The organism is Microseira wollei NIES-4236, assembly GCF_020521235.1.
GTDB classification, from domain to species: Bacteria; Cyanobacteriota; Cyanobacteriia; order Cyanobacteriales; family Aerosakkonemataceae; genus Microseira; species Microseira wollei.
In genome coordinates this window covers 1-20923 of record NZ_BLAY01000176.1, presented here as the reverse complement: position 1 = coordinate 20923, position 20923 = coordinate 1, and the positions used below count along the sequence as shown (strand labels likewise).

Here is a 20923-nt window from a genome sequence, read left to right as displayed (position 1 = left end):
GGCAGCAACAATTTAGATAGTTTTGACAACTATTTATTTTGGCCGTGTCCCTACACCGTAATGGGGAAAAATTCACCCCCCAACAGTAGGGACACGGCAGCAACAATTTAGATAGTTTTGACAACTATTTATTTTTGCCGTGTCCCTACACCGTAATGGGGAAAAATTCACACCCCGACAGTAGGGACACGGCATTAACAATTTAGATAGTTTTGACAACTATTTATTTTGGCCGTGTCCCTACACCGTAATGGGGAAAAATTCACCCCCCGACAGTAGGGACAAGGCAGCAACAATTTAGATAGTTTTGACAACTATTTATTTTGGCCGTGTCCCTACACCGTAATGGGGAAAAATTCACCCCCCAACAGTAGGGACACGGCAGCAACAATTTAGATAGTTTTGACAACTATTTATTTTGGCCGTGTCCCTACACCGTAATCGGGGAAAAATTCACCCCCCGACAGTAGGGACAAGGCAGCAACAATTTAGATAGTTTTGACAACTATTTATTTTGGCCGTGTCCCTACACCGTAATCGGGGAAAAATTCACCCCCCAACAGTAGGGACACGGCAGCAACAATTTAGATAGTTTTGACAACTATTTATTTTGGCCGTGTCCCTACACCGTAATGGGGAAAAATTCACCCCCCGACAGTAGGGACAAGGCAGCAACAATTTAGATAGTTTTGACAACTATTTATTTTGGCCGTGTCCCTACACCGTAATGGGGAAAAATTCACCCCCCAACAGTAGGGACACGGCAGCAACAATTTAGATAGTTTTGACAACTATTTATTTTGGCCGTGTCCCTACACCGTAATCGGGGAAAAATTCACACCCCTTGGGTTAGAATGGCTGGATCTGAAGGGTAAAAGCATCTCTCCCAAGTCTGAACTTTGCTGCAAGAGCAGGATTGAGAAGCGAGTTTATATAAAGTTGGAATAATTGATTGATTTTCTAGCTATTTGCTCACTTTCTAGGGATAGAGTTTTGTATTGAAAATAGCAATTTTGAGATCAACCTTTAGATAGCTTGCTTTCTGTACCTATAGGTAGACCTCGGTTTCGTGGAGAGTAGCTACTATGAAAGTAACAAACGTTAAGTAATGTAAATCGAGGTTTGGAAACTATGCAAACACCTGAAACTCGCAGCACCACCAATCTACCTCCTGTTGCTCTAGCCTACAACGGTAAAGACCGCAACGCTTTCTTGTTTGGCTTCAATCCTCAAGCAGAACTGTGGAATGGTCGCCTCGCTATGATTGGCTTCCTCGCCTATTTGCTGTGGGATATGGCTGGCTATAGCGTTCTGCGCGACGTGCTGCACTTCATCTCTTATACCCACTAAAAACCGAACATACCTCCTCTTTTTAGTTAGTTGTTAGTTATTAACTCAAGTTGCTAATGGCTAATTGCTAATTGCTGATTGCGAGAGCTAGTTAATATACCATTTTTCGTGATATTAGCCATTAGCCATGAGCCATTAGCCAGCATGCATGAGATAACTAGCAACTTGGGTTACTTTGTTTTTTAGTAAGATGCGTAGGGTGCGTTAGGCTAAAGCTAACGCACCCTAATATTTTGAGCAAAACACATAGCAGAATCCCGGTTTCTCTAAGAAACCGGGATTCTTAACAAAATTGTCGATTGCATAAATGGTTGGTGAAAGCCGCCCCTACAATAGAAAGCGAACGATGACAAACAAGGCGGATGTGATTAACTGCAAAGTCATTACCGGAATGCCGTAACGGAGAAATCTTTTAAACGAAATTCGGCGTCCGTGTTGTTCAGCAATTCCCGCCGCTACGATATTCGATGATGCGCCTACTAGGGTGCCATTTCCTCCTAAAGTTGCCCCAAACATCATGGCATAAAATAGCGGTAGGACTTCGGGGGGAAACTGTCCTTGAAAGTCTGGCGATAAAACTTCCGCTCCTACTAATCCTACATTGACAATGTATTGTTTGAGTAATGGCACCATCGCTACCACGAGGGGGATATTGGGAACAACGCTGGATATAAGTCCCACAAAAAAGAGGATGACTATCGAACCCAAGGCTATATTTGTTCCTAAGATTGTTGCCAATACTCCTGATAAACCTTGAACGACGCCTGTTTTTTGCAATCCGCCAATTAAAACAAAAATCGACATGAAGAATATTAAGGTACTCCAGTCTAGATCCCGCAAGATATGGTTAACTGTATCGATCTTGGTATGATGAGCCAAAAGCATTGCTAAAGCGGCTCCCAGTAAGGCTACCGCAGCGGGTGAAATGGGAACGGGTAGGGCTTCTCCTATGACAAAAAACAGCAGTACAAAGGCTACAATTAAACCTCCCACTGCCAATACTCGCGGATGGTTAATTTGAGGATGGGGGAGTTGGTTGAGGTTTTCTAATTTGGTGTTCCAAATTTTACGAAATAAAAAGGGTAGGGTGGCAACTACCGTAACAACAGCAATAACTCCACCTAAACTGAGGCGCAATAGGTAATCTGTAAAGCTGAGATTGATGGCATCTCCGACAATAAATGTTGCCGGATCGCCGACGATGGTTAATAAACCGGCACTGTTTGCTACAAATACCATTAAAATTAGTAATGGAACAAAATTTACCCCTACTTCTTCTGCCATTGGCGGAATTAATGGTGCTAGTAACATTACGGTTGTGGCGTTGGGTAAAACGGCACATATCGGCGTTGTAATGCCGACAATACCTAACAGTAAGAGATTGCCTCTACCTTTAGCCAATAGCACCATTTGCGTGGCTAGGTAGTCAAAAATTTTGGTGGGTTCAAAGGCGCGCACGAGTACCATGACGCCGAAGAATAAACCGAGGGTGCCGTGACTTTGACCGATGTAACCAATGGCTTCTGGCAAAGTCATGACGTTGAAAAACACCAGTAGCAATGCACCTAAAAATGCGGCAATGGTTAGGTGTATCCACTCAGTCATGACTAAGAAGATGACACCGATAAATGTTGCCGTAGCGATAATCGCTTGCCAGTTTTCCACGGTATGCCTCTATACAGAGTGAATGACTTGGTTGCATCCTACAGAAAAAAAACTCGCTCGTAAAGATGGAATTTGCTTAATTTTCTGTAATGCAACGCAGTTTTGTCGGTGCTGGTGCGGCAGTCGAAATCTATTCGTCTGGGGTAAAATAGCGCTCCAGAAAATCCAAGGCGTGATTGCGTAGTTCGTAGTATTCTTGGGATTCGCGCATGGCGTGGCGATCGCGCGGATGGGGAAAGGGTACTTCTAATATTTCCCCAATCGTAGCAGCAGGGCCATTTGTCATCAGCACGATACGATCCGACATATAAATTGCCTCATCTACATCGTGGGTAATCATCATCACCGCCTGTTTATGACTTTCCCAAATATCCAACACTTGCTTTTGCAATTTCCGCTTCGTTAGTGCATCCAACGCTCCAAATGGTTCATCCATTAGCAGCATTTTAGGACGAGTCGCTAAAGCTCTGGCAATCCCCACCCGCTGTTTCATCCCGCCAGATATTTCATCGGGATATTTATCAGCGGCTGCGGTTAAATTTACCATTGCTAAGTGTTCGTTCACAATGCTAATTTTTTCGGCTCTATTGGCATTTTTCAGCACTTCATCGACAGCTAGGCGAATATTTTCCCGCACGGTTAACCACGGCAGAAGTCCGTAGTGCTGAAACACCATCATGCGTTCAGATCCGGGTTTGCGAATTTCTTTACCATCGAGTCTTACCCCTCCAGCGGTGGCTTTTTCCAATCCGGCAACGATTTTCAGTAAAGTTGATTTACCGCATCCAGAGTGACCAATTACAGAAATAAATTCATCTTCGCCAATCGTTAGATTGACATCTCTGAGAACGACAAATTCACTGCCATCGGCATTTTTGTAAGACTTATATAAGTTCTCAATTTCCAGAAATGCCGGTTGGCGTCTGGTTTGTTGGTGAGCATTTGTTGAGAAGGAGGTGGATTTCATTGAAAACTCCAGTTGTCAGGTGTTCTTTATTTTTTGCTAGCGATCGCTTGACTTAAGAAATGAAAAACCGCTTGGGACGATTTGCTTTAATCTCAAAACTGTTGAGATAGCTTACTGGATCGCTGGGGTCGAATTGTTTATTATCTATAAATGCTTCGGCGGGTTCGATTTTGTAATCTTCCGTTGGACATTCAATCCCCATTTCGGCGGCAATTTCTCGGTAAAGGTCTGTTCTCCAAGCTTTACGCGCCAACTCTTCGGCATTTTTGGGAATTTCTTTAATTTGTCCCCACCGGGCGGCTTGCGTCATTAACCAGATACTTTGGGACTGCCACAAAAAGGTTGAATGGTATCTCGGATCGAGGGCAAGATTGGGAGGTAAATCGAAGAACAGTGTGGTTTCATCTGATGCGATGGTGCGGTCTTTACCATCAAATCCACCATAGTTATATTCTCCCACAATTCCCGGTCGTGTAAATCTATCTATGGGGCCTTTTTTGGGTTTTGCACCCGTAAATGAGCGATCGGTAATTAGTTCGGCAACTTCAGGGCGGTTTTCCGCTTTACTGCAATATTGGCAGGCTTCTATCATGGCTTTGACCAGGGAACGATAGGTTTTGGGGTTGTCGTTGATAAAGTCTTCTCTCGCTCCTAAAATTCGGTCTGGGTGTCCTTCCCAAATTTCTCTACCTTGGGCGAAGGTAAAGCCGATTCCTTCGTTTCCTGCGATCGCCCTTGTATTCCAAGGTTCTGCTACCATGTAAGCTTGCATGGCGCCAATTCTGACATTTGTGACCATCTGCGGTGGGGGAACGATAATGACGCGAAATTCCTCGAACGGATTGACGCCTGCTGCTGCGGATAAGTAGCGGACAAAGTATTCGTAAATGGCGGAACTCAGAACAACTGCCCAAACTTTTTTTTCAGCGGGTTGTTGTTCAAAATAGTTGCGAAAATCGCGTCCAAATGCTTCTAAATCGCCGTTATATTCTTTCCAGGGACGTAACCCAAAATCCCACATGGCTTTATTCATCGTCATGGCGTTGCCGTGGCGGTGGATGGTCATTGCACCGCACAAGGGGGCGTGGCGCGCGCCTTCGGCGCCGATTCTGGCGTTGGTGACGGCACCGGAGACGACGGGGGAGGCGTCGAGGCGTCCAAAAACTAAGCCGTCGCGGGAGGTAGCCCAACTGGCTTCGCGGCTGAGTTTGACGTTGAGTCCGTATTTGCGGAAGAAGCCTTTTTGCCAAGCGATCGCAAATGGCGCACAATCATTTACAGGCACGTACCCAACCGTAATATTGGGTTTTTCTAAGGTTCTAGAATCTACTAGAGGTTCGACGGCTAACGCTTCTTCTGTCAGTCCTTTGGCAGAACGGTCACCCGATATTGCACAGGAAGAAAGCGCGATTGTTGCCGCCGTCGCCCCCATTCCCAACAGAAATTCTCTGCGATTCAAATAATTGGTGTTTTGCATACAATTCACTCCACCGATTGCTAATAGCTAATAGCTAATTGCTAATTGCTAATTGCTAATTGCTAATTGCTAGTTGCTAGTTGCTAGTTGGAGAAACAAGCATTTTTAACAGTATTGCTTGCTTGCTATCTATTAACCATTAGCCATTAGCCATTAGCTATTAGCCATTAGCTATTAGCTGTTTGCTTTTCTTGGGCGATGAGTTACGAAGGCTTCTATTCTGCTGACGGCGAAGTCTAGGAGTAAGCCGGTTAAGCCAATTACTAACACGGCTAAGAATACCGAACTCAGGTTTAATCTACTCCATTCATCCCAGACAAAAAAGCCGATTCCAATCCCGCCCGTCAGCATTTCTACCGCTACAATTACCAGCCAAGCAATGCCTAAACTAATCCGCAAGCCTGTAAAAATATAAGGCAAACTTGCTGGTAAAATAATCTTGGTAATGCGCCGCCATCGGGGCATTTCTAACACCCGTGCTACATCAAGATAATCTTTGGAAACGCTCGATACTCCAAGGGCGGTGTTAATAATGGTAGGCCACAAAGAGGTGATGAAGATTACAAAAATTGCTGAAGGATCTGCCAGGTTAAAAATTGCCAGGGAAATCGGCAGCCAAGCGAGGGGCGATACGGGTTTGAAAATCTGAATCAAGGGATTGATTGCTAACATGGCTTCTCTGGACATGCCAATCAGAAATCCCAAAGGAATTGCCACTACAGCACCTAAAAGAAATCCCAGCATTACCCGCCTTAAACTTGCCAGCAATAACCAACCAATGCCTAAATTTCCGGGGCCGCGCTGGTAAAATGGATTCAAAATGTAATCTAAATTAGCGACCAGTGCCTCTGGCGGTGTGGGCATCAATTCGTGATTGGCAAGTGCAATAATCCACCATAGGATAATGATTGCCAAAAAGCCAATGGCTGGTAGGATAACAACATCGCGAACAACGATCGGTTTAGCGCGTCGCCAAGCTGCTTGTCCAGCAATAGCAATAGCAGACAAGTTGAGTTGAATTGTCATAGGTGTCAGAAGCAGGTACAAAAATGACTGAGCAGTACCAGCCAAGGACACTGATGAGTTTAGAACATTAGGGAAAATGCTCGCTCTTCAGTCTCCTCTCAATGCCTACGAAGTTAGCTGACGGACTAGGGCTGAGAGTTGCCCTTCTCTACCTCACTCCTCACGAAACTAGCAGAGATTTGCCCCACAATTTGGTTCCTCCGCTCCAGCAAAAGCTGGATTAGGCTGACTTACTCTGATTTCACAATATTAAAGCACGCCTGTTGGAAATCGTCTAGCTCTGAAAGTTAGAGAATTGTTACGCCAGATTTTTTACAAAACTATACTATTTTCTGGGCGCATCTATCTGAGGATAGATTTTTGGGAGTCGGGGAGGACAGGGATTTTGCTTTAGAATCCCGGTTTCTTAAAGAAACCGGGATTCTGTAGGTGTAGGGGGGCGGGTTTAGTCATACCAACTCCCCTGGGATTACCGACTTTTTGCCTAAGGACTGAAGTCGCGGCTACACATACAAAGTCTGCCTACGCAGACTGATAAAAAAGGGAGGTATTAGCTGTAAAAAAAGAGGGGATATTCCCCTGTTTGTGAGTTGGTTGGGTTCTAATTTTGGCTTACTTAATTTGGCGGATCGAAGCGGTTGACGGATGCGGCGATCGCCATCATCGGTAAACTCGCCAGGAAACAGATAATCCACTGATCTAGAGTCATTGGTGCGGTTTGGAAGATGTTGTTAATAAACTGGGAGTTGGCGAAGATAATCTGCAAGATTACCGCGACAATAATACCACCTGCCAGGGCGGGCGCACCGCTGACTTTTTCTTGGGAACCTTGGAATTTGGCAATCAAGGAAGGCATCAATTGGCTAATGCTCATCAGGTAAAAAATCCGTCCCATCACTAATGCTTGAATTGCCATTGTCCGGGCTAATTCGGTGCTGCCCCAAGGCGCTTGTCTGACAAATTCAAACATGCCGAAAATTAGCGTCCAGTTATAGAGAGAAATTGCCAAAATCCGCTTGATGCGATTTGGCGTCAGGAAGGGTTCGTTAACCGGACGGGGCGGCTGTTTCATTAGACCACTGGACTTGGGTTCAAATGAAAGCGGAACCGTCATCGTAATCGAGTTGAGCATATTTAGCCACAGAATTTGTAGCGATAAAATTGGCAAGTCTCGACCCAAAAGCGTGCTGATTAAAATCGTCATCGATTCCCCACCGTTGACCGGGAGAATAAAGCAAATCGCTTTAATTAGGTTCTTATAAACAGATCGCCCTTCTTCCACCGCTGCTGCAATCGAGGCGAAATTATCATCAGTTAACAGCATATCTGCCGCTTCTTTTGATACTTCCGTACCGCTTCCCATGGCGATACCGATATCCGCTTGTTTGAGGGCGGGGGCGTCGTTTACTCCGTCTCCCGTCATTGCTACGATTTCACCTTTTGATTGCAATGCTTCGACAATTCGCAGCTTTTGTTCGGGGGCGACGCGGGCAAATACTACCCCTTCTTCTACGGCGTTGGCGAGTTTGTTCGGGGTCATTTTGGCAAGTTGGGCACCTGTGTATGCCACAACTTTTTTATTCTGATTGCGGAAACCCATGCGGCGGGCGATCGCTTGTGCGGTGGTGATGTGATCTCCGGTAATCATCTTCACCTGAATTCCCGCAGCTTGACAGGCGTGGACGGCGGCGATCGCTTCCGGGCGGGGCGGATCGATCATTGCTTGCAATCCGATGAATGCCAACCCCGATTCAATATCAGAATGATCGACTTTATCTTGTGATTCCGCTACTTTTTTCTTGGCAAAAGCTAGCACCCGCAACCCTTGTTTTGCCATTTGATCGACGCGCTGATTAATTGCTTCCACATCGAGTGTGGTAATTTTTCCATCTTTATTGAAGGCAGCAGAACAGCGTTTTAAAATCGCTTCTGCCGAACCTTTTACATAAATCACCTTGGCATGGCGAGTTTGGTGCAAGGTTGCCATATATTGAAACTGAGACTCGAAGGGAATTGAGTCAAATCTGGGGTTCATTCTTTCTGCTGCTTGTTGAATTAACCCCGCTTTATTGGCAACGGTAATTAACGCGCCTTCGGTGGGATCTCCAATGACTACCCAGTTGCCGTTCTTTTGTTCCAAGTGGGAATCGTTGCACAATACTCCTGCCAACAGCAATTCTGCCAAAACCGGGAGATCTTTGGCATTAATTGGCGTTTGTTTATGCTGAATTTCGCCTTCAAGATTGTAACCGCCACCCGTGACGTTGTAAGTTTCACCGCCTGCATAAATTTCTTGGACGGTCATTTGGTTTTCGGTCAAAGTTCCGGTTTTATCCGAACAAACCACCGTCGCACCGCCGAGGGTTTCTACTGCTGGTAATTTGCGGACAATTGCATTTCGCTTCGCCATGCGGGCGACACCAACTGCTAGGGTGACGGTAATAACTGCGGGCAAACCTTCAGGAATTGCGCCTACAATTAATGCGATCGCAGGTTCTACAGCATCTTGAAAAGTATATCGCCCCAAACCAATCGCAAACGTCAGCGTCGCCGCCAATAGCACGAAGTAAAGCCAATTTTGGCTGAATTGATTAAACTTGCGCGTCAAGGGCGTGGTCAGGTCTACCCGTTGTTCAATTAACTGGGAAATTTTACCCGTTTCGGTTTTATTCCCCGTTGCGACAACAATCCCGCTACCTTGTCCAAAGGTGACGAAACCTCCGGCATATGCCATATTTAAGCGTTCTGCTAAAGGGGTTTCCGGTGGCAAGGTTGCCTCTTCCGCATCTTTTTCTACTGCTACCGACTCGCCTGTCAAACCAGATTCATCGATTTGCAAATCGCGGGTTTTTATTAAGCGCAAATCGGCGGGTACTTTGTCGCCAGAGGTGAGTAATACTAAATCCCCCGGTACTAATTCTTGCGAGGGTACTTTTAATTTTTTTCCGCCCCGAATCACGGTCGCTTCTGTACGGATGGCGGAAGCAAGCGCTGCGATCGCGCTTTCTGCTTGCGATTCTTGGGTAAAGCTAATAATCGCGTTTGTTGTCGTTACGCCCCAAATTACGCTGGCATTTATCCACTCTCCAAGTAATGCTTTAATTGCACCCGCGCACACTAAGATGATCAGGAGGGGTTGGTTAAATTGCAGGATGAATTTTAACCAAACAGGTTTGCCTTCTTTTGCAGTTAGTTCGTTTAATCCATATTCGCGCAAACGCTGGGGAATTTCAACTTCTTCTAAACCTTTTTCGCGGTCGGTTGCTAAAATATGGCCGATCTTGTCTTCAGGTAAATTGTGCCACTGGTGTTCTTGTGCGTTCTTTATAGCTGTTGCTGTCATATTTGTCCCCGATAAGTTGCTAAATTACGACCATCCCAAGGGCGGGCGAGACGCCCACCCCACAAGAAATTGGCTGGTTTTGTGGGGTGGGCATTCTGCCCGCCCACCCCACAAGAAATTGACTGGCTTTGTGGGGTGGGCATTGCAGCCCGCCCACCCCACAAGAAATTGACTGGCTTTGTGGGGTGGGCATTGCAGCCCGCCCAAACCAAAGACCCCAGAAGAAATTGACTAGCTTTGTGGGGTGGGCATTGCAGCCCGCCCACCCCACAAGAAATTGACTGGCTTTGTGGGGTGGGCATTCTGCCCGCCCAAGGCAAAGACCCCAGAAGAAATTGACTAGCTTTGTGGGGTGGGCATTCTGCCCGCCCAAACCAAAGACCCCAGAAGAAATTGACTGGCTTTGTGGGGTGGGCATTCTGCCCGCCCAAGGCAAAGACCCCAGAAGAAATTGACTGGCTTTGTGGGGTGGGCATTCTGCCCGCCCAAGGCAAAAGCCCCGAAGCAAAGCGGGTTTTATAGCGGATTGCAGCCGTATGAGGTACGGCTTCGTTTGTGTAGCGGCACCCTTAAGGGTGCCGCTACACAAACGAAGCCCAAGGGCTGTACCTCACTTGAAAAGCAATCCGCTGTAACCGCTTCTACCCTCAGTCTGTATTTTGCGGATAAAAGTTTTATTAAAGTTTCATGAGAAAGTTCTTATAAACGCAGCCGATAGCCCATGCTTCTGACGGTTTCTATCTTGTTGCTGCCTAATTTTTTTCTTAAATAACCCACATAAACATCTACAATATTAGAGTTGGGGTCGTAATCGTAACCCCAGACGCGATTGAGTAATTGCTCTCGACTTAAAACTTGTCCGGGATGTCTGACAAAGGTTTCGGTTAAGATGAATTCGCGGGCGGATAATTCGACAACGCGATCGCCTACTGTAACGGTGCGCGATCGCAAGTCTAAAACAATATCCCCCGCTTTGAGAATCATCTCATCTTTTTTAGGTGCAGATTTTTGATTTCTTAACCTCGCGCGCACTCGCGCCAGCAATTCTTCAAATCGAAATGGTTTGGTAACGTAATCATCCGCACCGCTTTCAAATCCCGCTACTTTATCGCTGACTTCATCCCTTGCGGTTAAAATAATAATCGGCAGAGTTTCCCCTCTTCCCCGCAATTCTTCTAATACCTGCAATCCATCTTTTCCAGGTAATCCCAAATCTAGAATTAACAGATCGAAATCGTTGCTATCAGCAACTCTAATCGCTGCATCGCCGTCTTCCACAACGATTGTCGTAAAGCCATTCGCTTTTAATCCTTTTTCCAGAAACGAAGCAATGCGCGGTTCGTCTTCCGCGATGAGAATTCGGTTCATTGCTAATGGCTAATTGCTAATTGCTAATTGACCGTGTAAATTCTACCATTAGCCATTAGCCATTAGCTATTAGCAATTGGCAAAATTAGCGTAAAAGTTGAACCCTTTCCCGGCTGACTTTGTAATTCTACCCTGCCGCCGTGGGCTTCTGCGATCGCTCGCACAATTGCCAATCCCAAACCATAGCCTTCAGAACGCCTGCGAGTTTTAGCAGCACGAGCAAACCGAGCGAAAATGCGCTGTTGATCTTCAGGCAGAATTCCTTCTCCCGTATCCCGCACCCAAAAGCGAATCTGGCTTTTTGTTAAATCGGCTCCTAAAGTAATTGTATCATTAATCGTTGTATGTTCCACCGCATTTTGAGCCAAATTCATCAGTGCCTGAGTCAGTCGCTGTTTGTCTGCCAAAATATTTTCGTTCCCAGGCTGAGCATGGGAACGATTCAATGGGTTCAATTCCAACTGCCAATGCCGATTTCCCAAAGCTTTAAGCTTCGCAAATAATTCCTGAATAAACGTACTAATTTCTACAATTTCTAAGGATAAAAAATCCTGTCTTTCTGCTTTAGCTAAGAATAGCAAATCCTTAACCAATCGGTTCATCCTATCCAACTCATCGTTCACTATAGCCAAAGTTTCATGTAGTTCTTCGGGTTGATATTCTAACAATTCCAAATGACCGCGAATAATAGTAATTGGCGTCCGCAATTCGTGACCGGCATCGTTGATAAAATTCCGTTGACTCGTAAAAGCTGCCTCAAGTCGGTCGAGCATTTCATTAAAAGTCATCGCCAGTTCAGCAATTTCATCAGAACCCTCAACAAAGATGCGCTGGCTCACATTTGATTCGGTAATAGAATGGGCTGTTGCAGTTAGTAAGCGCAAAGGTTTTAACACTTTTCCAGCTACCGCCCAAGTCACAAATCCACTCACAAATAAGATAGCGCTAGTTACTAAAATCATTACAGCAGTTGTTTCATTAACTTTCTCCACCTCAAACGAGGTAGAGTGGAGAATGACAAACACCCCGCGCGTTTTTCCCCCAATTATGACTGGCTCTGCCATGTAGCGCAGCGTATCGGTTAAAGTCAATTTTTCCCCCTTTTCTGGCTGCTTTAATTGCGCCCAATGCTCGATGAGTTTCCCATTCATCCGTAGGGTTTCTGGTAGAGCAACCGGACTGGATTTGTAAATCTTACCTTCGAGCAGCGTCAGCATAAACTCTCCTTCAACCGGGATATTTCGGTAAAGAAAAGTGTCAAATAAATTCGAAGCATTGCAACTGGAACGATCGCATTGTTGGAGCAGTTGACGAAATTCTTGCACCTCTTGAACGAGAAGGTTTTTACCCCTTTGTTCTAACCGCACTGAAAGAACCTCACGCACGGCTAAAATCGATATACCTGTCGATCCAGCCATCAGCACTAGGTACAAAGCGATAATGCGGGTGCGGATACCAAAGAAAAATCTACGCCATCTGGGAAATTTTTGAGTCTTTACCACAATTGATTTGGTTGTTACTAAAGGGCGAGGCAGAGCCTCTGATTTTCGTTCCCAGGCAGGAGCCTGGGAACGAGTTATATCATGTCCGGTAGCAATGGTAGTATATAATTTTTTATGCTGTAGGGGCGGGTTTTACCAATCAATCAGTGGAACCATGAAAATATAGCGGATGCAGCCGTATGAGGTACACCGAAAGTTTGTCTAGAGGCAGCATTAATGCTGCCTCTACACAAACAAGCCAAACGAGTTAAACTGCTTTACGAAGGCGAACCCAAAACCGAGAACCGCCTGACTGACGCAGTGTATAACCTATAGTACCACCCCAACTTTCTACCGTAATGCGACAAAAATAAAGCCCCAAACCAGCTCGACCAGTTTTACCTTTCCCTTGAACAAATTTTTGAAACAGTCTGTTGACAATATCCGGGGATACACCCGCACCTTCATCTTCCACTGTCAACAGCAGAAATTCTCCTTCATCGCCAACGTCAACGGTTACCGTAGTGTGCGGGGGACTATGGCGGAAGGCATTTTCCACCAGGTTAAACACAACCCGATCGAGATGTAATTTTTCGCCAACAGCTTTACTTTCTTCCAGTCTATCGATGTTTGAACCCAGGCACAAATTGATGTTGCTCATGGCAAAACTCGGTCGGAAACCATCAACGATTTCTTTGACAGCAGTCGCCACATCTGGAGCTAAATCGGGGTCGAATATAAAAGTTTCAATCGATTCCATGTCATACGAAAATGCATTCAATATTTCCCTGATTAACATTCCTTGCTGCATGGCTTGACTCTTACCTATTTCTAAAAAGGTTCTTCCTTGGGTGGTCAAATTTTCGCTGCCGATCAGATCTAAAGAATTAGCAACTGCTGTAATTTGTCCTCCCAAATCGTGAACGATGCAGTGCAAGAGTATTTCTTGTTTTTGCATTTCTTTAACTAACCGATCGTAAAGTAAACGATTTTCCCTTCCTTTCTGGATGAGCAACTGTTTATCTTGATAGGCAAACTTTAGCAACTCGATTAATAATATCTTTCTCTGTCTCAAACGAATTGCTGTGGCTTCAAACTGGTATTCGTTCCCCGATACATCGGTTTCAATCCAGATTCCCGAACTCAGCGGTTCGGCTTCAGAACTATTCCAAAATTTTTCAGCATCGATGATAAAATTAGCAATAAAATGAAAGTTTTCCAGGGTTAATCGCTCTCGTTTAGAGGCCAATTCTGGGTCAAATTGACTAAACCAATCGGGAACTTGACCGATAACTTTAAAACCTCCGTCCTCCAGCTCTAAAACTACAATATTCAGAGCGGCAAAAAGTTCATCTGTAATCGATTCGCTCATTATTTTACCAACCAGGAATAAATGCGTATCGGCTCAGCTATTCCTTGCAATAACAGGGACGCTGGCGCAAAATTTTGTTGCAGATTGTTTCCAGTTTGATTAAATGTATTTTCATCGATCAGAATTTCGCTGGGACGAGCTTGGCTTTCAAGACGTGCAGCTAAATTGACGTGGTAGCCAATGGCGTTAAATGTTCTGTGGAGTCTACCTCCCAGTATACCCAAGGCTACGGGGCCAGAAGCTATTCCGATGCTAATGTCGAGTTTCGAGCCATTATTTACTTTAGAGATCTTACCAATATCTCTGACGGCTTCTATCATCCGTAAGGCTGCTTTTACTGCGCGATCTCGCGAAGACCCGCTAGCAGGAACAACCCCAAACAATGCCGTTACTAAATCTCCAACTATCTTATCTACTAAACCGGCTTCATCAAGAATCTGCTGGAGCATACTGGTAAAGCATAAGTTGAGCATTCTGAAAACTACCTCAGGGGGATGTTCTTCGCTGTAAGAAGAAAGTCCCCAAATATGAGCGAACAGAATGGTCACATCCTTGCGTTCCCCCCGCTCGTGTAACTTAAAAAGCTCTTGTGCTAAATCTTCAGGGATATCTCGTTTCAAATATTGGTTTAATATTCGCACTTGTTCTTGTCTCAAAAGGCTGAGATCGTTTCCTTGTTGTTGAATTAAACTGCGCTGAATTTCTTCTAAAGTTGCGTCGAGCAGTAACACCCAGTCTCCTTCATCTCCGGGGAAAATATGCAGATCTGCAGAACGTTTGTACTCGGTTTTAATACAAGGCAGAAATATCGGCGCATCATCCGCAGGCAAAAGTCCTTCCAGAAAAAACAGTTGTTCTGCTACATATTGCCCTTTTTGCAAATTCGTAATTCCATAAGCTGCTAACTTTCCGCCCCATTCGGACAATCGCCCGTTTTTTTCTACGAAAAGATAAGCGGGAGAACGATTTTCAAAGGTGAGGCTATGAAGATAATTAACTATCGGACTTGGTAGTTCCAGCATTGATTCCCTCTATCATTTTTTCAGCTAAAATCAAAAAAGCTTCTTCCACGCCTAAGCCGGTTTTGGCGCTTGTTTTAATCACAGTCCAACCTTTTTCTGATAGTGAGGCGATCGCGCCTTCGTCAATATCCCATTCATCGGTCAAATCTGATTTATTCAGTAACAGAATAAATGGCACGGGTCCGAGTGTTTCTTCTACGCGATGTTGGAGTACAATCGCCTTATCAAAAGTATAGCGCCTCGTTCCATCAACGACCAAAAGGTAACCTGATGAACCGCGCAAATAGGACATCCTAACTTTTTGAAATTCGTCTTCTCCGTGAATATCCCACAGGATTATATTGACTTCCTGCTTGCCTAAATTTACTGTTTTTTTATCAATTTTTACGCCTACGGTAGTTTGATAAATTTCCGAGTAAATGCTTTTAACAAAACGCTCTACAAGAGAAGTTTTCCCCGTGGCGAAAGCACCAACCATACATACTTTTTTCTGCAGCATAAGCAGGGATATTATTATTGAGAAACATCGGTGACAATGACTTTGAAAGATACACTGCGGTTAACTGCTTTATCTTTTTCGCTTAATTCTTTACGTAAAGGATTTTTAGTTCCCAGACCAGCGGTAGAAAGCTGGCTCGCTGCAATTCCTTGGGCGACTAAAATCGACTTTATTTTATCGGCTCGTGCTTTGCTCAGTCTGATATTTGCTGGTTCTGGCCCTTCTTTATCTGTATGCCCGATAATTTGAATCCTGACGTTTTTGTCCAGAACGTTGGCGTAGTCCGCAAGCTTTTGCATTTCTCTAACTAAGTTTTGGATTTTTTGAGCTTGATTTGTCACAATTTCTTGCCCTCCCCGCGCCAAAAATATCAGTTCTTCTTCAATCTTTTTTCTGCTTTCCTCAAAATTTTTCAGCTCCGTCTCTACCAGATTTTTTTCCTCAAATTTAGTCACGCCGGGAATTGTTCGCGCCAGTCTCCTGGCTTCCACAATCCAGCGGCGAGGCGCAGTTCCCGATGCATAAAGAATGCCGTTTTCATCTACGCTTAAATTGACGGTTTTGGGGGGTTGTAGCACCTTTTTTGCCCGCGCCGCGATCGTTTCTGGAGCGAGGGATAGGTAAGCCTCCCATCTGCTTACTACAGTTTTGGGATTAATCTCGGTTTCTTGCAAGATTTTAATTGGATCGGCTGCCACCGGATCCCGCAGTCCGGAAATAAAATATTTCCCATGACGTTTTTCGGCATCAGTAATTACAATTCCTGGCTCAGCTTGCAGTTTTTCTAAATAATCTGCCCAGCGACGCTGTTCGCGAAATTCAAAAAAGCCCCAGCTTCCCAATCCAAAAAGTATGCCTCCTAACAACATCCATAAAATCGGAGAAACTTTGTATTTTTTTGGTTTATATCTCTGTTGCAAACAAGCTTCCACGTAGGGTAGGATCGCTGCAAAGGTTGCAGTATCTCCTTGAAAGTTTCTCAGGGCGTTTCCCTGACGCAGGTGAATTTTTTCGATCGCTTCTTGGAAAGTTAACCTTAATTCTTTGGGTGCGTTTCCTTTGATAATGCCTGCCAATATTGCATAAGGTCCTTGTTCGATCCAAATGGTGAGATCGCCATACTGCAAGGTTTCAAGTGTATTGCTCGTCGCTGGGTTGAAAGAGTCTCGCACAAAATCTTGGATAGCCGTTAACATTGCTGAAACTAAGTCAGCATCCATCGCGACTACCCCTTCTGCTACGATGTGTTGCAGCAGCAATCCGGTTTGTTTGTGTATTAGGAAAACTTGTTCAACGCGATAAAGCAGCGTACGCAGCATTACGACTTCGCCGAATGATTTGCCTGTCTGTAATGCTTCTATTCTCCACAAAAAGCTTTGTGGGGAAAGGCTATGTTCTACGACTTGATTGAGGGATTGGATCGTGGCTTCCAGCGCTGTAGCAATAGCTTTGCGAGTCGCTGGTCCGATGATGGGGAAAATGGCATCCGCCAGCACGTTCAAATCTCTTTTAACCGAAACTTCGATCGCTGTTTCAACGGTGGGGACAATTGCTTCACTTAGTTGTTTGTCTTTGAGCGAGCGCAAAATAATCGCCTCTGGAAGCAATTGGCTGACATCCTCTGCACTAATGTTGGGATTTTCCAAGCGCTTGTGCAGTTTGTCAAGCTCGCTAGTCTCAAAACCTAGCAGCAAACTGCGGAGTTCGGCAAGCGCTTCTTCCGTTGCAGCATCGTTATTTGGGGTATTGTTTTTGACATCCTGGTTGGAAGGATCTGTCATACCTCAAATCTCCCGATTTATGGCTAATTATTACAAGGTATAATTTACTATTGCTTGTTCAGTCGCACAGCTAGTTCTGCAAATAAAGTGGCGAGATATGACCGCTCGGTCTTGTCCCTACGAAGTCTCTCGGTTTCTTCTTCTATAACCGCTAATATTTCTTCGTTCTTTTGCTTTATCCCATCGTCTATATTTTTATACTGCTCTAATATTTGCTGGCGCAATTCCCTCTGACTTTGGTTTGCTTGTTGCTCCAATTGGGTAATCTTATTATCCAACGCATCTATTAAATTTTTAATTTCCCGCTCCAGGTCTTTGACGGCTTTATCTCTTGCTGTTGGTTCCCGATCTACTCGAGCGGTTAGCGAGTCAATCTCTCGCCGGATATAATTTTCCAGGTTGTCTAGGCGTTTTTTGATCTCTTCTCGCAAGTCAGATTGTTCTTTAACTAAACGTTCTTCCAAGCGGGCAAATCTTTTTTCATTCTCCCGCATCTGATTCCCAAAAAGAATATCTCTGATTTTATCTAAACTTCCAGCTTCAACAGCTTCTATCCCACTCATTTGATGTTTAATTCCTTGAGGTAAATCTGGATTTTTTTTTTCTATTTCCATATATGTTATTTTTTTACCTTCTGGTGCATTCATGGCTTTTTTTGATATTAAGGTGGCTTTTTTAAACTCGATCAAAGAAACAATTTGGTATCAGCAATGGCTCTAAAAATGATAAATAAAGGTTATTTATCATTTTTATGCTGGCTAAAGCAAAGTGAATCGTGGTAGCGAGCCCCTAAAACTAACAAGGGGGGCAAAGGTAACATTTGTATCATCCTCAGCATACAGGCGGGTCTGGCGCTAGGGTACAAATACGCTAAAGCATTAAATTCTAGCTTAGAATAGAATAACCAAAGTGTAAAATAAAAATATTCCCCTAGCGGGGGAAAACATGGGGAAGAGATTAAATCAAAAAAAGCATTCGTGAATTGATATGCTGAAAACCGACAAGAGTAACGATCGCATACCATGCCTGCCCTGACTAACCCATCTGTAACGATTGCCTTTCCACTGACTGCCGTTGTCGGTCAAGAAGCGATAAAATTAGCCCTGCTGTTAGCAGCAGTAGATCCGGGATTGGGAGGGGTGGCGATCGCCGGTCGTCGCGGAACGGCTAAATCCGTGATGGCGCGCGCCCTCCACGCCCTGTTACCACCGATTGAAGTTGTCAAAGGTTCCCCTTACAATAGCGCTGCCAATGAAACTCTTGTGGCACAGGCATCCTGCCTGTCAGGGGGCGCTGCCAATCAAACTCTTGTGGCACAGGCATCCTGCCTGTCAGGGGGCGGGCAAGATGCCCAACCCACAAGTTTGGGCGGGCAAGATGCCCAACCCACAAGTTTGGGCAAACAAGATGCCCAACCCACAAGTTTGGGCAAACAAGATGCCCAACCCACAAGTTTGGGCAAACAAGATGCCCAACCCACAAGTTTGGGCAAACAAGATGCCCAACCCACAAGAGAAACAGAAATTATTCCGGCACCTTTTGTACAAATTCCCTTGGGAGTAACCGAAGACCGATTGTTGGGTTCGGTGGATGTGGAAGAGTCGGTGAAACGAGGAGAACCCGTGTTTCAACCGGGTTTGCTAGCTTCTGCAAATCGCGGCGTTTTATATGTCGATGAAATTAATTTATTAGACGATCAAATTGCTAACCAACTGTTGAGTGTATTATCTGAAGGACGCAATTTGATCGAGCGGGAAGGAATCAGTTTCGCTCATCCTTGCAAAGCGCTGTTTATTGCGACTTATAATCCGGAAGAAGGGCCATTAAGGGAACATTTGCTGGATCGAATTGCGATCGCTCTCTCCGCTGATGCCGTTTTAGGATTGGACGAACGGGTGCAAGCTGTGGATGAAGCTATTGCTTACGCCACTTCTCCCCAAACATTTCTCGCCCAGCACAGCGAAGATATCGATAATCTCAAAACTCAGATTATCCTGGCGCGGGAATGGTTGAAAGATGTCCAAATTACCCACGACCAAATTGCATATCTGGTCAACGAAGCTGTGCGCGCCAGAGTGCAAGGACATCGCGCCGAATTATTCGCCGTCCGCGTTGCTAAAGCGGCGGCGGCGTTGGATGGACGCACCAACGTCACCTCAGATGATTTGCGCCGTGCCGTCGAGTTAGTCATTGTACCCCGCGCCACGGTGGTACAAACTCCGCCGGAAGAACAACAACCACCCCCACCCCCACCCCCGCCGCCTCAAGATCAATCCGAACAAGAACAAGAGGAAGAAGAAGATAAGGAAGAAGAAGATAACGAAGATAAACCGGAACCAGAAACTACTGAGATTCCAGAAGAGTTTATTTTTGACCCAGAAGGCGTGATTCTCGACGATAGCGTCCTCTATTTTGCCCAAATGGCGCAACGCCACGGCAAGTCGGGTAGTCGCAGTTTAATTTTCTCAGATGACCGAGGGCGCTATGTCAAGCCGATGTTACCCAAAGGTAAGGTACGGCGAATTGCCGTTGATGCAACTTTGAGGGCAGCTGCACCTTACCAGAAATCGCGGCGCGAGCGTCAACCCAACCGCAAGGTAATTGTAGAACAAGGGGATATTCGCTCGAAGCGGTTAGTCCGCAAAGCCGGAGCATTGGTAATCTTTGTAGTAGATGCTTCGGGTTCGATGGCATTAAATCGGATGCAGTCTGCCAAAGGTGCAGTCATGCAATTGCTGACGGAAGCGTATCAAAACCGCGACCAAATTGCGCTGGTTCCTTTCCGGGGAGAACAAGCAGAAGTTTTATTACCACCGACTCGTTCGATTGCGTTAGCGAAAAAGCGTTTGGAAAGATTGCCTTGCGGCGGCGGTTCACCTTTGGCGCACGGTTTAACCCAAGCAGTGCGGGTGGGAATCAACGCCCAAATGTCGGGAGATATCGGTCAAGTGGTGATTGTAGCGATTACCGACGGGCGGGGCAATATTCCCCTGGCGCGATCGCTTGGCGAACCTTTGCCAGAAGGGGAAAAACCGGACATTAAAGCGGAATTGTTGGAAATTGCGGCAAGAATTCGCGGTTTGGGCATCGATATGTTAGTTATCGATACGGAAAGTAAGTTTATTTCCACTGGGTTTGCCAAGGAATTGGCTAAAACCGCCGGTGGGAAATACTATCATTTGCCCAAGGCGACGGATAAGGCAATTGCGGCGATGACCAAGGGTGCGATCGCTGACATTAAATCCCGGTAGGGGCACGGCATTCTGCCATCTTTGGTATCAACCAAAGGTGATTGACGCCTTGCCCCTACATTGATTTATGGTTGTCGGGGCACGGCATTCTGCCATCTTTGGTTTGTACCAACATTTATTCATGTTCCCTACATTGATTTATGGTTGTCGGGGCACGGCATTCTGCCATCTTTGGTGGATACCAAAGGTGATTGACGCCGTGCCCCTACATTGATTTATGGTTGTCGGGGCACGGCATTCTGCCATCTTTGGTGGATACCAAAGGTGATTGACGCCGTGCCCCTACATTGATTTATGGTTGTCGGGGCACGGCATTCTGCC

The 20923-nt window shown here is 45.5% G+C and carries 16 protein-coding genes and 1 riboswitch; of the genes, 3 read left to right on the top strand and 13 right to left on the bottom strand.

Annotated features, from left to right (window positions below; all coding sequences use genetic code 11):
• The first annotated feature begins 1131 nt into the window (after positions 1 to 1131).
• On the top strand, positions 1132 to 1350 hold the full coding sequence (locus tag MiSe_RS38585) for a chlorophyll a-b binding domain-containing protein (protein ID WP_226590629.1): 219 nt from the start codon (positions 1132 to 1134) through the stop codon (positions 1348 to 1350).
• A gap of 327 nt (positions 1351 to 1677) precedes the next feature.
• Here the strand turns inward: MiSe_RS38585 and MiSe_RS38580 are convergent, their stop codons facing one another.
• From MiSe_RS38580 to MiSe_RS38520, 13 genes are all read right to left on the bottom strand, one after another.
• Positions 1678 to 3015, bottom strand: coding sequence for an ArsB/NhaD family transporter (locus tag MiSe_RS38580; RefSeq protein ID WP_226590627.1), 1338 nt, complete (start codon positions 3013 to 3015; stop codon positions 1678 to 1680).
• Positions 3016 to 3145: 130 nt separating this feature from the next.
• A complete protein-coding gene (locus MiSe_RS38575) occupies positions 3146 to 3982 on the bottom strand; it encodes an ABC transporter ATP-binding protein (RefSeq protein ID WP_226590625.1) in 837 nt (278 codons plus the stop codon).
• 52 nt (positions 3983 to 4034) lie between these two features.
• Positions 4035 to 5459, bottom strand: coding sequence for an ABC transporter substrate-binding protein (locus MiSe_RS38570; protein WP_226590623.1), 1425 nt, complete (start codon positions 5457 to 5459; stop codon positions 4035 to 4037).
• 174 nt (positions 5460 to 5633) lie between these two features.
• On the bottom strand, positions 5634 to 6485 hold the full coding sequence (gene ntrB / locus MiSe_RS38565; RefSeq protein WP_226590621.1) for a nitrate ABC transporter permease: 852 nt from the start codon (positions 6483 to 6485) through the stop codon (positions 5634 to 5636).
• An 87-nt stretch (positions 6486 to 6572) separates the two neighbouring features.
• A riboswitch (cyclic di-AMP (ydaO/yuaA leader) is annotated at positions 6573 to 6722 on the bottom strand.
• A 379-nt stretch (positions 6723 to 7101) separates the two neighbouring features.
• The gene (locus MiSe_RS38560) at positions 7102 to 9828 is read right to left on the bottom strand and encodes an HAD-IC family P-type ATPase (protein ID WP_226590618.1); all 2727 of its coding nucleotides are present in this window, start codon (positions 9826 to 9828) and stop codon (positions 7102 to 7104) included.
• Complete coding sequence (locus MiSe_RS38555; RefSeq protein WP_226590615.1) at positions 9825 to 10304, bottom strand: hypothetical protein; 480 nt, start codon at positions 10302 to 10304, stop codon at positions 9825 to 9827. The genes MiSe_RS38560 and MiSe_RS38555 overlap by 4 nt, the downstream gene beginning before the upstream one ends.
• Positions 10305 to 10527: 223 nt before the next feature.
• A complete protein-coding gene (locus MiSe_RS38550; protein ID WP_226590612.1) occupies positions 10528 to 11196 on the bottom strand; it encodes a response regulator transcription factor in 669 nt (222 codons plus the stop codon).
• Between the two features lie 62 nt (positions 11197 to 11258).
• Positions 11259 to 12698: a sensor histidine kinase gene (locus MiSe_RS53185; protein ID WP_373872970.1), complete on the bottom strand. Its 1440-nt coding sequence runs from the start codon at positions 12696 to 12698 to the stop codon at positions 11259 to 11261.
• Between the two features lie 247 nt (positions 12699 to 12945).
• On the bottom strand, positions 12946 to 14049 hold the full coding sequence (locus MiSe_RS38540; protein ID WP_226590610.1) for a sensor histidine kinase: 1104 nt from the start codon (positions 14047 to 14049) through the stop codon (positions 12946 to 12948).
• On the bottom strand, positions 14049 to 15071 hold the full coding sequence (locus tag MiSe_RS38535; protein ID WP_226590607.1) for an adenylate/guanylate cyclase domain-containing protein: 1023 nt from the start codon (positions 15069 to 15071) through the stop codon (positions 14049 to 14051). The genes MiSe_RS38540 and MiSe_RS38535 overlap by 1 nt, the downstream gene beginning before the upstream one ends.
• Positions 15043 to 15570, bottom strand: a complete 528-nt coding sequence (locus MiSe_RS38530; protein WP_226590604.1) for a Rab family GTPase — start codon at positions 15568 to 15570, stop codon at positions 15043 to 15045. The genes MiSe_RS38535 and MiSe_RS38530 overlap by 29 nt, the downstream gene beginning before the upstream one ends.
• Positions 15571 to 15584: 14 nt before the next feature.
• Entirely contained in the window at positions 15585 to 17351 is a 1767-nt protein-coding gene (locus tag MiSe_RS38525; protein ID WP_226590602.1) for an OmpA family protein, read from the bottom strand.
• Positions 17352 to 17398: 47 nt separating this feature from the next.
• On the bottom strand, positions 17399 to 17998 hold the full coding sequence (locus MiSe_RS38520; protein WP_226590599.1) for a hypothetical protein: 600 nt from the start codon (positions 17996 to 17998) through the stop codon (positions 17399 to 17401).
• A gap of 375 nt (positions 17999 to 18373) precedes the next feature.
• Here MiSe_RS38520 and bchD point away from each other — a divergent pair, with 375 nt between their 5' ends.
• Complete coding sequence (bchD, locus tag MiSe_RS38515) at positions 18374 to 20602, top strand: magnesium chelatase ATPase subunit D (RefSeq protein ID WP_226590596.1); 2229 nt, start codon at positions 18374 to 18376, stop codon at positions 20600 to 20602.
• A gap of 67 nt (positions 20603 to 20669) precedes the next feature.
• Positions 20670 to 20816: a hypothetical protein gene (locus tag MiSe_RS38510; protein WP_226590593.1), complete on the top strand. Its 147-nt coding sequence runs from the start codon at positions 20670 to 20672 to the stop codon at positions 20814 to 20816.
• Positions 20817 to 20923 lie beyond the last annotated feature (107 nt).